This window comes from Salmonella sp. 5800 (genome assembly GCF_046558195.1).
Lineage (GTDB): Bacteria > Pseudomonadota > Gammaproteobacteria > Enterobacterales > Enterobacteriaceae > Salmonella > Salmonella enterica.
Genome location: NZ_JBGDOX010000004.1, coordinates 208323 through 224054, shown reverse-complemented (window position 1 = coordinate 224054; position 15732 = coordinate 208323). Strand labels below are relative to the sequence as shown.

General features: G+C 55.6%; 9 protein-coding genes. 2 read left to right on the top strand and 7 right to left on the bottom strand.

All coding sequences use genetic code 11. The annotated features are described in order from the left end of the window. Nucleotides 1-253 precede the first annotated feature (253 nt). Nucleotides 254-1576, top strand: a complete 1323-nt coding sequence (locus ACLJZ5_RS10370; protein ID WP_001148981.1) for an MFS transporter — start codon at nt 254-256, stop codon at nt 1574-1576. Nucleotides 1577-1615: 39 nt separating this feature from the next. Here the strand turns inward: ACLJZ5_RS10370 and ACLJZ5_RS10365 are convergent, their stop codons facing one another. Then, nucleotides 1616-3676 carry an AsmA family protein gene (locus tag ACLJZ5_RS10365; protein WP_000158671.1) on the bottom strand — a complete coding sequence of 687 codons (2061 nt, stop codon included), beginning with the start codon at nt 3674-3676 and terminating at the stop codon, nt 1616-1618. A 109-nt stretch (nt 3677-3785) separates the two neighbouring features. Then, entirely contained in the window at nt 3786-4553 is a 768-nt protein-coding gene (pdeH, locus tag ACLJZ5_RS10360; RefSeq protein ID WP_000595625.1) for a cyclic-guanylate-specific phosphodiesterase, read from the bottom strand. Nucleotides 4554-4781: 228 nt separating this feature from the next. On the opposite strand from pdeH, the gene ACLJZ5_RS10355 reads away from it, so the two are divergent. After that, nucleotides 4782-5711: a sugar kinase gene (locus ACLJZ5_RS10355; RefSeq protein WP_000037583.1), complete on the top strand. Its 930-nt coding sequence runs from the start codon at nt 4782-4784 to the stop codon at nt 5709-5711. A 53-nt stretch (nt 5712-5764) separates the two neighbouring features. Here ACLJZ5_RS10355 and ACLJZ5_RS10350 read toward each other — a convergent pair whose 3' ends face one another. The 5 genes from ACLJZ5_RS10350 to bcsZ form a co-directional block, all read right to left on the bottom strand. After that, the gene (locus tag ACLJZ5_RS10350) at nt 5765-7252 is read right to left on the bottom strand and encodes a M16 family metallopeptidase (protein ID WP_001163182.1); all 1488 of its coding nucleotides are present in this window, start codon (nt 7250-7252) and stop codon (nt 5765-5767) included. Nucleotides 7253-7471: 219 nt separating this feature from the next. Next, nucleotides 7472-8758 carry a C4-dicarboxylate transporter DctC gene (gene dctA, locus ACLJZ5_RS10345; protein ID WP_000858228.1) on the bottom strand — a complete coding sequence of 429 codons (1287 nt, stop codon included), beginning with the start codon at nt 8756-8758 and terminating at the stop codon, nt 7472-7474. Between the two features lie 157 nt (nt 8759-8915). Beyond that, nucleotides 8916-10922, bottom strand: coding sequence for a biofilm formation regulator HmsP (gene hmsP / locus ACLJZ5_RS10340; protein ID WP_001266348.1), 2007 nt, complete (start codon nt 10920-10922; stop codon nt 8916-8918). 173 nt (nt 10923-11095) lie between these two features. Continuing rightward, complete coding sequence (gene bcsC, locus ACLJZ5_RS10335) at nt 11096-14638, bottom strand: cellulose synthase complex outer membrane protein BcsC (RefSeq protein WP_024798345.1); 3543 nt, start codon at nt 14636-14638, stop codon at nt 11096-11098. Further along, a complete protein-coding gene (bcsZ, locus tag ACLJZ5_RS10330; RefSeq protein ID WP_000988802.1) occupies nt 14620-15729 on the bottom strand; it encodes a cellulose synthase complex periplasmic endoglucanase BcsZ in 1110 nt (369 codons plus the stop codon). Before bcsZ ends, bcsC begins: the two co-directional genes overlap by 19 nt. Between the last annotated feature and the right edge of the window lie 3 nt (nt 15730-15732).

Sequence of the window (15732 nt, the reverse complement as noted above, 5' to 3'; positions counted from 1 at the left end):
TCAGGCACGTCCTTCCGCCTCATCTCATTGTTTCAGCATATAAATCCAGTAATTAACTTTTATTTAACCATAAACCAGTTTTATCCACTAATTCTAAAATTATGTGAAGCATTTCATAGACGCAAAATGGCTGGCTTAAACATTATCCCCTTTTTGCGCTTTTTTTGACCATTTTTGGCTTTTGTTACACATTGAAATATAACTTTTGCTGTGCGTAATATGGCTATTCGTTCGCTAAAAATAAGAAAATAGTATGCAAGCAACCGCCACAACACTCGACCATGAGCAGGAACATGTTCCGGTAAACTCACGCAATAAAGTCGTTATTGCCTCGCTTATCGGCACCGCAATTGAGTTCTTCGACTTCTATATTTACGCCACCGCTGCGGTGATCGTGTTCCCCCTTATCTTCTTCCCCCAGGGCGATCCCACTGCGGCAACGCTACAATCGCTCGCCACCTTCGCTATCGCGTTTGTGGCGCGTCCGATCGGCTCTGCGCTATTCGGCCACTTCGGCGACCGGGTAGGCCGCAAAGTCACGCTGGTGGCTTCGCTGCTGACGATGGGGATCTCCACGGTCATTATCGGTCTGTTACCGGGCTACGCGACGATAGGTATTTTCGCGCCGCTGCTGCTGGCGCTGGCGCGTTTCGGTCAGGGACTGGGGCTGGGCGGCGAATGGGGCGGCGCAGCGTTATTAGCGACGGAGAATGCGCCGCCGCGCAAACGCGCGCTGTATGGCTCCTTCCCGCAGTTGGGCGCGCCGATCGGCTTCTTTTTTGCCAATGGCACCTTCCTGTTGCTCTCCTGGCTGCTGACCGACGAGCAGTTTATGAGCTGGGGCTGGCGCGTGCCGTTTATCTTCTCGGCGGTGCTGGTGATTATCGGCCTGTATGTGCGCGTGTCGCTGCATGAAACGCCGGTGTTTGCGAAAGTCGCCGCAGCGAAAAAACAGGTAAAAATACCGCTGGGCACGTTGCTGACGAAGCATGTCCGCGTAACCATTCTCGGCACGTTTATTATGCTGGCGACCTACACGCTGTTCTATATCATGACCGTCTATTCCATGACTTACAGCACGGCCGCCGCGCCGGTGGGGCTTGGCTTGCCGCGCAATGAAATACTGTGGATGCTGATGATGGCGGTGATTGGTTTCGGCGTGATGGTGCCCGTCGCCGGCCTGCTGGCGGACGCATTTGGCCGTCGGAAAAGCATGGTCATCATTACCACGCTCATCATTCTCTTCGCGTTGTTCGCCTTTACCCCGCTGCTGGGTTCAGGCAATCCAGCGCTGGTATTCGTGTTCCTGTTGTTGGGCCTGAGCCTGATGGGGCTGACCTTCGGCCCAATGGGAGCGCTGCTGCCGGAGCTATTTCCGACGGAAGTGCGCTATACCGGCGCATCGTTTTCCTACAATGTGTCATCGATTCTGGGCGCTTCCGTCGCGCCGTATATTGCCGCATGGCTGCAAAGCCACTACGGGCTGGCGGCGGTAGGGGTTTACCTGGCGTCAATGGCGGCGCTGACGCTGATTGCACTGCTGTTAACCCATGAGACGCGTCATCAGGCGTTGTAATAGGGCGCCGGATGGCGTCATCCGGCGCTACGTTTCACGTTACTGCTTCATCTGCGTTAAAATCGTCCGGCACTGATTGGCTTCGCCTTCAGAGGGCGAAATGAGCGCCAATAGCGCGGCGGCGGGCGTTACCAACGTCGCCAGCGCTGCCGCAACCGCGCCGCGCGCAATCAGCGGGCCGGGCTTGACGCCCGCCTGCGGATTTTTAAATGTCCCACGCACGTACAGCGGCGATCGCAGCGTAATAATACGAATCCCCTTACTTTCCGGATCAATGGTTAAATCGAGCTGTTCAGAGGCGAAGCTCGCCGTACCGGTCACGTTAATCAACGCATTTTCTGTATCAAAAGCAAAAATTTGCGGTCGCGCCACGCCGTTCGCAATATTGAGATTCGCCGCCGCGCAGTTAACCCGCACTTCGTCATCGCCAAAAATCTGCCCGACAATATAGTTGCCGACGTTCAGCCCCACGATTTCCATCAGGTTGCGGCTAATTAATCCATCATTCATCAATAATTTCAGATTGCCGTTACTGTTGCCAAGCAGCGCGGCGACCGAGTTGCCCGTCCCGCGAATATCCGCATCGCCGTTCAGCTCGCCCAGCGTTTTCTGCATCAGCTCCACATCCGGCATCAGTTCTTTAAGCTTCAGCCGACGCGCCTGTATATCCGCCCGCCCCTGCATTGGTTTTTTATCCCCTTCCAGATGGATGTTGGAGACAATACTGCCGCCTGCCAGACCAAACTTCAGCGGCTGTAGACGTAAGTCGGCGTTTTTCAGGATGATATGGGTCGAAAGATCGCTAATCGGTAGACTGCCGCCATGCTCAATACGTCGGCCTTTAAACCGGACATCGGCGTCCATAACGTCCCATTTGTCGGTTTCAAAGCGATCGTAAGGCAACACTTTATCCGCCGGCTGAACATTCTTCTCGCCTTTGCGCTGTTCAGACCGTTTCGACTGCTCAGCGTCTTTCCCGGAATCCACGCCAATCAGCGGCCCAAGATCGGCCAGTCGTAACTGGCGCGATTCGACATCGCCTTCCAGTTTAGGGCGCGGTTTACCGGTGGTATAAGTGAGGGAGCCGTGGATATCACTGTCGCCAATGCGCCCATTAAAACCGCGATAATCAAATACCGATGACTTTTCGGCGTCAATTTTCGCCACCAATCGCCCATCGGTCTCAAACGGCGGCGTATCCGGCAGCAGCACGCCGGTTAAATCATATAAATCGCCCAGTGAATCGCCAGAGAATTTAAGCCGCAGATCGACGCCGCCCATTTTCATCGGCTCGTTCACCACGCCGCTAAAAGCCACCCGCGTGTTGCCAGAGCGGAAATCGGCCTGCACAGGAAAAGGCGTACTTTCGCTGCGTAGCGCCAGCATACCGCCTATTTTGCCCGTACCGGTCAACGGTTCCCCGTTATAACGCCCCTGCGCCTTCAGGCCGAAGACATAGTCGCCCACGCTGGATTTGTCTGCTTTGCCTTTCGTTCCCGTCACTTCGCTGAACGGCAACGGTTTGCCTAACGGATCGATCAGAATAGTGATATCCGCTTTGCTGACCTTATCATCGATCGCGATTCGCCCCTGGTCGAAGAGAATATTATCCAGCCGGAAGGACCAGGCGGAAGGTTTAGCATTGGGGTCCGTATTCTTGTCTTGCGCGAGGTTAAAGGTCCAGTTATTGGTTTTCTCAGACAGGCGAATAAGACGCGCGTCGGGTTTCACCAGTTTGATCCACGGCAGCCAGACGGTTTTGGTCAGGAGCGCCAGCGGGGCAAGCGTCGCCTCAACGCGTGGCAGATGCACCATCGTGACTTCCGGAATATCCGGCGGATTGCCGAGAATGACGTCTTCCGCGTGAACATGCGGCCACGGTACCCAGCTTCGCCAGCCGGTCTCCTGTTTTTGGCGTTCCCACACCACGCCTAAATCGCCGCGAATAGCGAAAGGCCGGTTCAATTCGGTAGAGACTTTCTGGTTGATGGTCGGTTTGAGGCGGTTCCAGTCAAATGTTGCGATCAACAAAATCACTATGGCGATCAACAACAAGAAAGTCCCTGTGATGGCGGCGGTTATTTTGCCTGCTTTAGTCATGTGTTATTTCCTCACTTCTTCCCTTGCCTGTCCTAAAGATAGTTCAGCCAGACGAAAAAGGAGGATGACCGCGCCTCGTAATACCACGTATTACGGGAACAGTCTGGCGTTACAGGGTCAGAATCACCTCTTCGAGCGATATCAGCGGCACGGGTCGAGAAAGAAAATAGCCCTGGGCGGCAAAGGCGGGCGAACGCTGCACATCACGCCACTCTTCCAGCGTCTCCACGCCCTCGACAATAACGCCGCGGCAGTAGCGGTTCATCAGTTGCAGCAGCAGAATGAACAGGTTGCGCCCCTCCGGAGACTGACGCAGCATGACGAACAGCTCGCGCGCCACTTTAATGTAGTCATAACGCACTTCGCTCAGCGCTGAAAAATTGGCCATGCCTGTACCAAAATCATCCAGCCACAGCGGGCCGAACTCACACATCGAGGCGAAAGAGGAGTCTTTCGGCAAACGAATATGTTCCACCAGTTCGAAACGCAGCCAGGGTAAGCGCTCCATCGCGGCCAGAATGTCCGGCTGTCGTCGCATGGCAATCAGCGTAGGGCCATCGACATTGACCGATGCCAATAAGTGATGGCGAGTGAAAAAATCCGCTTTTTGTTCAAGCTGATGAAGTTGTTCTTTCACTACGTCAATGCGGTGTCGAACCGCCAACTCCGCGAAATAACGATCCGGGGCAATACGTCTGGAAGGGTTATCAGGATGGGTAACGACAGTGAGAAGTTCAACCGCCATCAGACGGCCATCCGTCTGGTATATCGGCTGGTAAGTATAGGCACGCTCGCATTGCAGCCAATAGCGCCGTTCCTGCAAATTCTCTATACCTGCATCAGGAACGCGTAGCTGCTGGATAACCTGCTTTATCATCTCAGTTGTCCTGTTAATGGGAGTGTGACTGTCCGGACTCGTCAAAGGTTATCGGCGTTCAGGCAGAGAACTTTACCCTCGGTCCCTGGCAAAATAAAAACAGCCCCCGAAACTTGTCAAAAATACGCACTTGCTCAAAAAAATAATGGACCGATGTTTTAATATTATTGACCACTAAACATCCACAGCGCACACTAACGCTAATTTTTACAGATCAGGTTCACGACTATGTCTAAAAAGATTGCCGTGATTGGCGAATGCATGATTGAGCTGTCGCAGAAAGGCGCTGATGTTCAGCGCGGCTTCGGCGGCGACACGCTGAATACCTCCGTTTATATTGCCCGTCAGGTCGATTCTGCCGCTCTGGCCGTTCACTATGTGACGGCGCTGGGTACCGACAGTTTCAGCCAACAGATGCTGGAGGCGTGGCAGCATGAAAATGTGGATACCTCGCTAACGCAGCGGATGGAAAATCGCCTGCCAGGCCTCTATTACATCGAAACCGATGATACTGGCGAGCGTACCTTCTACTACTGGCGTAACGAAGCGGCAGCGAAATTCTGGCTGGAGAGCGAGCAGTCAGCGGCTATCTGCGAGACGCTGGCGACCTTCGATTATCTCTACCTGAGCGGCATTAGCCTCGCGATTTTAAGCCCGACCAGCCGTGATAAGCTGCTGTCTTTATTGCGTGAATGTCGGGCCAACGGCGGGAAAGTCATTTTTGATAATAACTATCGCCCGCGTTTATGGACAAGTCGCGAAGAAACGCAGCAGGTCTATCAAAAGATGCTGGAATGTACTGATATCGCCTTCCTGACACTGGACGATGAAGACGCGCTATGGGGTCAACAACCGGTGGAAGAGGTCATTGCCCGCACCCATGCGGCAGGCGTGCAGGAAGTGGTGGTAAAACGCGGGGCGGACTCTTGCCTGGTCTCGATTCAGGGCGAGGCGCTCATTGACGTTCCGGCAGTGAAACTGCCGAAAGAGAAAGTGATAGACACCACTGCCGCAGGCGACTCCTTCAGCGCCGGTTATCTGGCCGTTCGTTTGACGGGCGGCAGCGCGACGGATGCCGCGAAGCGCGGACACCTGACGGCCAGCACGGTAATTCAGTACCGTGGGGCCATTATTCCGCACGACGCGATGCCGCAGTAAGTCATTTGCTCTTGCCCGGTGGCGCTGCGCTTACCGGGCCGGCAGGCGGCAGCTTACTGTGCCGCCGGTGTCTCCGTCACTTCCGGATGCGCCTCATCTGCTTCAACAGCGGCGGCAGTTGTCGGGACCATGATTTCATCCCACGTCGCCTTTAACGCCTTCATATTAAATTCCGGCTCGCCTTGCGGTTGCAGCAAAATTAATGCCATCTCCTGCGATAGCTGCTGACGTAGATTCTGATTGAGCATATCGACGGTCAGGCTGTTGAGGAAATTCTGACGCAGCTTCTGATACTGCTCCGGCGCGATATCCACCACTTGATTCTGCAGCGAGCGCATACGCTGTCCAGTCAAAATGTCAGTATCGGTACGCGCGTAGGTCGCGAACAGCTTTTGCAATTCGAGATTTTTCTGCGCCACCAGCGCAGTAAACTCCTCTTCCGACAAACCTTTATCGCGTACTTTCGCCAGTTCATTCGCCACCAGGCTCAAATTGGTATTGAGCTTATCATTAGGTGATTCAATGTTGATGGCGCACTGCGCGCGCAGGAACAGAACCCGGCAGTCAAACCCCAGACCAATATCTTTCGCGTTATTTTTAGTAAGCTCTTGCTGGATATGCCAGAACAGCGCTTCGCGCGCCAGATCCGCCTGCCAGTAGCGCAACAGCGCCGCCGACTCGCGAATCGGTTGCCACGGCGTATCCCACATAATGGAGAGACGATCCTGGCGCACCGCATCGGTCATAATGCTCACTGATTCCGCCCGCAGCGGCGAAAGCGTCGGCACCGGGGCGGGCGTTTCGCGTTTACCTTTCAGCGTACCGAACGTTTTATTGATCTGCTCGGCGACGGAGCGCGCATCAATGTTGCCGACAACAATCAGCGTCATGGCATCCGGGGTGTACCATTTTTCATAGAAAGCCTGAATTTTGGCTGCGTCTACCGGCTGCTTTAACGGTTCCGCGGGATCGTGCCCCAATAACGCCGATCCTTTCAGCCGATAACGCCACCAGCCCTCTTTCGTATCTGCTGGCCACGTCGCAACCATATCTTCGCTGCTTAACGCATGATTCACCGTCTCTGGCGTAATGGTTAATTTACCGGAGACGTTAGCCAGATAGGTCAGCGCTTCTTTCAGCAGATCGTTACGGTTATTGGGTAAACTGAGGTTATAGAGCGTGGAATCATAAGAAACAATAACGGGCGGCATGGGACGTTTCGGATCAAACCCTTGCTGCCATAAAGAACGTGCCTGTGCGGCATCCAGACCACCGCTTTGCGTCAGCGCGATACGGGGAATCGCATGGCTGAACCCGCTCTGTTGCGTACTTTCGGTGAGCGAACCGGTATTAACCTGGAGACGAACTTCAATACGATCGCTGGGGCGCTGAGGCGTAGCCAACACTTGCCACTGTAACCCATTAGCCAGCGTCCCCTGTTGCCATGCCGGATCGGGCTGGAGCGCATCTGCCTGCACATAGCCGGCAGAGGCCAACATCAACAGACTGCCCGCTAAGAGTCGAATTTTTGTGCCCTGCATGTGAACCCCTGATCAACAATCCTGGTAATAAAAAGACAGCCCCGGCAGGGATGTCTGAATATGACGTAAAAACACTTCGTGTTAGACCGCGAGAACCTAAAAATGTCACGGAAGAAGTGAAATAATCCCTAAGCATCATGCTGTATGCTTTGGGCGCAGGGGTCAATTATGCGCAAACACCCGCAGTCCTGGAAGGGACTACGGGCATAAGTGGCGAGATTAGGAGGAAATTTCGTGCGTTTTGCCATCCGGCGCACGATTATTAAGCACATCGTCCAGCTTTTGGTGATCTAACTCTTTCACCCATTTGGCAACCACCACCGTCGCCACGCCGTTACCCACCAGGTTAGTCAGCGCGCGCGCTTCGGACATAAAGCGGTCGATACCGAGGATTAACGCCAGTCCCGCAACCGGTAAATGGCCCACGGCGGAGATAGTGGCCGCCAGCACGATAAAGCCGCTTCCGGTCACGCCCGCGGCGCCTTTTGACGAGAGCAGCAGCACGACCAGCAGCGTTATCTGGTGGAAGATATCCATATGGCTGTTGGTCGCCTGGGCGATAAACACCGCCGCCATCGTCAGGTAGATAGAGGTGCCATCGAGGTTGAACGAATACCCCGTCGGGATCACCAGCCCCACCACCGACTTACGGCACCCCAGTTTTTCCATCTTATCGAGCATACGCGGCAACGCTGACTCGGAAGAGGAGGTGCCGAGCACAATGAGTAATTCTTCCCGGATATAGCGAATAAATTTAAAAATGCTAAAGCCCGTTACCCGTGCAATCGTCCCCAGCACCACCACCACGAAGAGAATACAGGTGATATAGAAGCAGATAATGAGCTGCCCCAGTTGCACCAGAGAACCGACGCCGTATTTACCGATGGTGAAGGCCATCGCGCCGAATGCGCCAATCGGTGCCAGGCGCATGATCATATTGATGATGCCGAAAATGACCTGCGAAAAACTCTCAATCACATTGAAAATGAGCTGGCCTTTGCTGCCCAAACGGTGCAGCGCAAAACCAAACAACACCGCAAACAGTAAGACCTGCAGAATGTTGCCGCTGGCAAACGCGCCGATCACGCTGCCCGGTATGACATCCATCAGGAAGGCAATAATGCCCTGCTCCTTGGCTTGTGCGGCATAAACGGCCACCGCCTGCGCATCCAGCGTTGCCGGATCGACGTTCATCCCGGCGCCAGGTTGCACAACGTTGACGATGATAAGACCGATAATCAGCGCAATCGTACTGACAATTTCAAAGTAAAGCAGCGCGACCGCGCCGGTACGGCCCACCGCTTTCATGCTTTCCATGCCTGCGATGCCCGTCACGACAGTACAGAAAATGACAGGAGCGATGATCATCTTAATGAGCTTAACGAACGCGTCGCCAAGCGGTTTCATTTGTGCGCCCAGTTCAGGATAGTAATGGCCAAGGAGAATACCAATGGCGATTGCTGTCAGGACCTGAAAATAAAGACTTTTGAACAGAGAGGTTTTCATAGGGTGTCCTTGAAGTAAAAACCACAGGTCTTGTAAGGTTATGAGTAACCTGCGGCCTTAAAATAACACCCACACAACATGACAGAAATGCGCCAGGATCATAATTGAAACAAAAATGTTAAAAAGTTTGAGCTGGCTCGCACAAGCGCGACCTTTTTTAACTTTTGTAATCAGGATTTTCGTGCGACAGATACCGTTCTTCAAAGATATCCGCGGGAACGGGCCGAGCAAACAGGAAGCCTTGCGCGACGTTGACTCCCGCCTGTTCCAGCCACGCGCGTTGCGCCTCGTTCTCCACGCCCTCGGCAATCAATTGTAAATTAAGACTGCGGGCCATCAGAATAATCGCCGTCACCATACTGTGATCATCCGGTAACCCATCGACAAACATTTTATCAATTTTAAGGATATCGACCGGTAGCGACTTCATATGCTGTAACTGGCGCAGCCCCGCGTAACCCATGCCAAAATCATCCAGTGCGATACGCACGCCAGCATTACGTAACGGACGTAAGATAGCGACGGCAGCGTGCGGATCGTCGATACGGCGGCTTTCAGTGACCTCAAGAATCAGCGTACCCGGTTGAATACGATAGCGGTTTAACAATTCCAGCAGCTCCGACACCATGCCAGGGTGCATGAGCTGTAACGCGGAAAGATTGACGGAGAGCGGCAATGTCACGCCGCGCTCCTGCCAGGCGGCAAGCTGGCGGCAGGACTCTTCCAGCACCCAATGGCCCACCGTGACCATCAGGCCGCAGGATTCAATGCGCTCAATCAGCCCATCTGGTAATTCCCAGCTACCGTCCGGCTGTTGCATACGTAACAAGGCTTCGGCGCTTAATACGTTGCCGCTGCGCATCTCGACCTGCGGCTGCAGCCAAATGGCAAACTGATGGTTATCCAGCGCGGTAAGGATATCGCTCTCTTCGGTAAGGCGCTGTTGAGCGGCCTCCATCTGCGCCGGGTCAAAGAACTGGATCTGATTTTTACCTTTTCGGCGCGCGGTAAAGGCGGCGGAGACGGCGCGACCATAGAGCTCTTCGGCGGTCAGATCGCCATAATACATCGCAATGCCAATACTGCAGCTTGGGCGCAGTTGAATGCCCTGAATGGGCAGTCGTTCATTAATGATAGTGAGTATTTGCTGACCTAATGTGATGGCGTGCCACGGCTCTTTAACGCCGTGGGCGATAATGGCGAAGTCATACCCGCTGACCTGCGTAAGCACCATGCGCGGTGCCAGCACCGACTTCAGCTTCTCAACCAGCGTCAGTAATAGAATCTCCCGCTGCGTTTCTTGCAGCACGCCTGCCGTGTCACGCAACGTTTCGCACGTCACGATGATAAGCGCGGTGGTCTGTTGGCGGGCGATAACCTGTTCCAGCAATGCCATTAAAAAGGCTTTATTGGGCAGCTCGGAAACCGGAAAACGCATCGCGTTGTCCGTTTGCTCCTCGCGTTGACGCTGCATAAGCTGCTGGTTGAGGTTATAGCTGCGCACCAGCATTCCAATTTCATCATCCTGATGCAAACGCGGCAACGCCAGCTGATGTCCGATCAGCTCCTGCTGCGGAATGTCGTTCAGCTCGCGGGCGATTTTGCGCAGCGGATGCACAATCAGGCGGTTTACGCACCAGGCGATGGCCACCGTCAGGATCAGCGATAAAAGTAAGTAAATGGTCACTAACGTAGAGAGCGCGCTCATGACGAACTTGTACATACGGTACGAATCCGCCTGCAATACAAGGTAGGCCAGCGGTTGCGGATTGGCGGGACGCTCCAGCGAATAAACCGGCAAAGAAATTTGTACCGGCAGTTCGAAGAGACGCGTCACCATAACCGGGACGGGGCGTTCAGGAATGAAGCGCTTACGCAACGCCTGGAACTGATTCGGCAATACCACATCGGCGCGACTCACCACGCCCGCAGGTTTAATACTTTCCAGAATGGTTTCCGCGCCGGGGAGATCCGCTTTTAAAATCGCGGAAGAAAGAGGTTCCCGAACAGAGCGCGCGATGCTTTCCAGTTGCGTAGCCGTGTTGTAGCGGTTCTGCTGTACCAGATGGAACAACAAAACGGTGCAAAAGACAAAAACAAACACCATGACAACGGCCGCAACCATTGCCATCTGTTTAATTGTTAACGAGCGGCTGACGCGCAAATTGACTCTCCCTGGATATCCCGGACTGCCGCCTGAGTATACCCGATTGCAGCGGCATTAAGAGAGGCTGTATCTGAAAAGGACTTTTCTGAATAACGGTTAATGATAGCGTCTGATGGCGCTGCGCTTCTCAGGCCTACGACGCCTGTCAATTCGTAGGCCTGACGCAATAATTACCAGTCAGCGTAAGGCACCAGAGGCTGCGGCGGTAAATCCATATCCCCCTGCCAGCCCGCCGCGGAATAACGGACATACAGCAGCAGATGACTGGGGGTATAGTCTTTCGCCTGCTGAATATCGACAGCCGTACCCACAAACCAGTTGGCAGTGACCCGACGTTCAATGAGCGCCCGCGCGGTATAGCCAAATCCCTGGCTGCTGCCGCCGCCGTTGGTCTGGTCACGCGCATCCTCCTGATAATCCGCCGGGATCAAATTCATCAGCGGATAACGCGGCATGGTACGGGTGCGGGAGTGCGACCAGGATACCGAGCCGCCCAGCTCCCACGACCAGTTTTCCGTACGCTGCCGCCACATCACCGGCACCGCAAACGACAGGTATTCCTGCGGGCTATAATAACCGCCCTGACCCAGTGAATAACCGCTCAAATCTTTGTCGTAATGCCAGATCATGTTATTCAGCCCGACGGTAACGCGACGGTTATTCTCGTTAATCACCTTATAGTAATAACCGGTCATCCAGCGCACGCGCCAGTTATCTTCCACATTTTTACCGCTCAACTGGTCGCCGCTGAGCGACGCCCAGACACCGTTTGCTTCGCCTTTATCATAGCTGAGACTGACGCCGCCGCCGTTGGCCCGCACGCCGCCCCATTTGGTGCCGGTATTGCTGCTGGCGTCCTTTTGCCCGCCAAACGCCAGCAGTGAGCTGGAGATCGGGCGACGATGCGCGTTCAGGGTATAACCCAACGGCCCGATATCGTCGCTATAGCTGACGCCGCCGACCACATCAACGACATTAAAGCCCATCGGCGTCGTGCCGATATCCCAGCGCCAGGTCTCATTCTGCCAGCCGACCGCCACGCTCGCGCCCGTATCGGCCTGGCTACGATGTCCGCTGCATTTCTCCAGCGTACAGGTACCCCAGTTATTATCGTATTTTCCATCCGCATCCGTAGAGAAGCGGCCAACATCCATATTCACCATATCAGTACGAAAGAACGCCCGTCCGTCCGACCAGGGCGCATCCACCTGAAGCATCGTGGTATGCGCCTTCAGATCGGAGTAGCCGCCAGTCCCGCTCGACCCCCAATAATCGTGCGCCAACGTGACATTGAGATCCTGCTGACGGTACAACTCCGCCGCATCGCTACGCACGCCGCGTTTTAGCCAGTCATCTTTTTCATCATTGCGCGTCAGGCGGGTAAAGGTATCGTTATCCTGGGGAAGAACCGGCGTAATCGCCGCGGCGACCATTGCCTCTTTGTAGGTCTCCAGCGCCCGCTGCGGCTCGCCCGTTTGCGCCTGAAAAGCGGCGGCGTCACGCAATACCATTGCGCTTTCCATTGATGGCGGCTGTGCTTTTGCCTGCGGCGTAATGCGGTTAAAGGTCCGCGCCGCCGCCGTGATATCGCCAAGCTGGAGCTGCGCCAGCGCGACGCGACGCTGCATGTTAATAGAGGTGATTTGCGACGCAGGCAGCGCCGCCAGTTGAGCGCGCGCCGCAGCGTTATCGCCCTGTGCGATGTCGATTTCCACCCGCCCCAGCATGGCATCGACATTACCCGGTTCCCGCGCCAGAACGGCGTCATAAGCGGCGCGGGCCGCCGCATTATCGCCACGCTGCTGCGCCCAGTCCGCCAACGTTAACGCAATGCGCGTAGAGGGCGGCTGCTGATGTAACAACGCTTCCGCTTCGCGTTCTTTGCCGCTATCGCGCAAGCGGTTAGCGCTTTCCAGCACCTGGTTACTTTGCAATCGGCCCGCCAGTTCCTGAATATTGCTGTTCCACTGGCTGGTCGGCAGGGTATTGAGATGCGCCAGCGCCGCCCGGTCCCGATCGCTGCCGGAAAGATAGAGCCCATAAGCATAGACCTGTTCCGGATCGTTTGGCTTCTGCTGCGCCAGAGAGCGCATTTGCGCATCGGCCTGGGCGTGCTGCCCGGCCTGCCACAGATCGCGTGACAGTCGGTACGTCACCCACACGCTCCCCGGATCTAATGCCAGCCGACGACGGTGCAGTTCTGCGGCCTGCGCCCATTTGCCCTCGCTTTCCAGCGTTTCCGCCTGCTGCGCCAGACGGTCATTTTCCAGACTGCGTTCGATATCGTCGATACTGCGCAGCTGGCTGGCGGAAAGAGAAGCGATAAACGCGGCGGCTTTTTGCGGCGACTGCTGGCGATAAAGATTCGCCAGCCCGCGTACAGCATTGGTATTACCGCTATCCATACGCAGCGTCTGCTGATAATAACGTTCGGCGGCGGCATTATCTTTGCGCGCCATCGCCACATCCCCCAGCCCCAGCACCGCGTAGCTGTCGGTGTTATCCACTGCTCGCGCCTGCTGATAGAAACGCTCCGCCTGGGCCAGATTATTCGCTTTTAAGGCCGCGTCGCCCTGCTGAATTAACAACCAGTAGCGATTGACCTTCAGCAGACTCTCCCACTTATCGCGGCTGCTGCTGTGCGGCGCCATCGCCAGCGCTTTTTCAAACTGCGCGACGGCGCGGGCGCGATCGCCACGCTGTGAGTATGCCTGCCCCAGCGCGCCGACCGCCTCGCTGTCGTCCTGCCGGGCGCTCACCGCCTGCTGCAATTGCGCAATGGCCTTACCGCCTTCTCCGGCATTAACCGCCGCGATGCCCTGCGAGCGCGCGCGGAACGCCGGATCGGCTAACTGTTTTTGCTGCTCGCTAAGCTGGGCGCGGGCGGCAGACACGCTATCGCCTTCGCTAAACTGCGTCAGATAGTCTTGCAACGCTTTTACGCTGGCGTCGCTAACCGGGAGATCTTTTATCTGCTGGTACCAGATGGCGGAGGCCGCGCTGCGTCCCGTACTGGATTTCGCCATCTGTTTTAGCACCGCGAATCCCTCATCGCGCCGCCCGCTGGCGAACAACAGTTGCGCCAGCGCATTTTGCAGAGCGTTATTACCCGGACTGACGGCATTGATTTTCTGTAGCTGGTTAATCGCTTCGTGACGGCGGGCGGGCAATTTCGCCACGGTCGTCCAGTATTCGACCGCCAGTTCGCCCTCCGGCGGATAACCTTTAAACAACTTGTCGTAGCTGGCGATCGCTTGTTCAGTATGGCCGGTCGTCGCCAGTAAACGCGCCTCCTGCAAAGACTGGCGTCCTTGCGGCGTGGAGAGCAGCATCGCGGTGCGGGAAGATTGATACGCCGTCGACTCCGGCGCCAGTTGCGCCAGCCGGTCAAGTAGCTTCTGTGCCCCGTCGCTATCCCCCTGGCGCAACAAATAGCGGAAACGGGCAGCGATAACCTGTGGATCATTGGGGTCGATCAGCTCCAGGCGATAGAGCGACTGACGGACTAAGTCCTCACGGTGCGTGGCCTCGCCCAGCCGAACCTGCTCCAGCAACTGTTGCTGCGCGGAGGTCGCTGCGCCGGCAAGCGGTGTTAGCGCCATACCAAGCGATAAACCCAACAATGCCCGAGAAACGCCCCTTTTGCCAGGTAAGGCGTTTCGACCGCCAGCCGGCAAAAAAGCGTGCATGAGACTTAACGTGAACTTACGCATTCCTGGCCCCAGTCAGGTAATAATTCACCTTTGACGGTGAAGCGAAAACGGTGCTGATCCCAGCCTTGTCCAAAGAGAGTCAGCACATAGTTGTAATAGGCATCGCTGCCAGGAAAATGGTCTGCGACCCGCTGTCGCTGCACGGCCTGGGCGTCGCGATTTTGCAGGAAAGGCAGTAAAGCGGCGGAAAACCCGACCGGCCCCGTCCCTTGCGCGTTCCCGCTGACGACATCCACTTTCTCCGGTGGAACGCCGTTTTTCATCGTTAACGTCGCCATCGGTTTAAATCGCGCCAGTAAACGCGCTTTTTGCGGATCGCCATCATGCATCATTCCCGCCCATAAATAGACGCGAATCGCATCGTAGCTACTGATCAGCGTCTTTTCCGCTTTCAACTGCCAGCCTTGCTTGCTTTCATAACGCACCCAGTCCGGCGAGAAACCTTTCGGCGCGGTTTCCAGCAAAAGCCGCAAATTGGTTTCCCGTAACGTCGACCACGGCGCGCCAAAACGGCTAAAGTATTGCGCCAACTGCGGCGGCAGATAGCTTGGGTTAAAACGCCAGCTATTCGCCTCGGCAAAGCCGATTTTGCCAGGTAGCAGCATTGAGCCCAGCCCCGGCACATTCACGACCTCTTCGCGAGCGATGCGTTTTAGCAACGCCGTGCCCACCTCGGTATAACGCGTCTCTTTCCACAGACGACCGGCCTCCAGCAGCGACCATGCCATCCAGATATCGCCGTCGGACGCGGAGTTGCTGTCCAGCACCGACCAGGTGTCGGGATCTTTTTGCCCCCACAGCCAGGCGGGCAGATGTTCACGCAGCGATCCCTGCGCCAGATTGTTTTGCGTCCAGTTAAACAGTTGCGCGAACGCCGGTCGATCGTTCGCTGCCAGGGCAAAGAACATGGCGTAGCTTTGCCCTTCGGAGGTGGTAATTTTTCGCGCATCGCCCGGATCGATAACGCGTCCCTGCTGGCTAATGTAATCTTTCTTGAACTGTTCCCACGCAGGCCAGCTACAGGCCGCCTGCGCATTTATTGCCGTCAGCATGACGATCATCGTTATCCATCCGCGCAGCATAGTCATCATGCG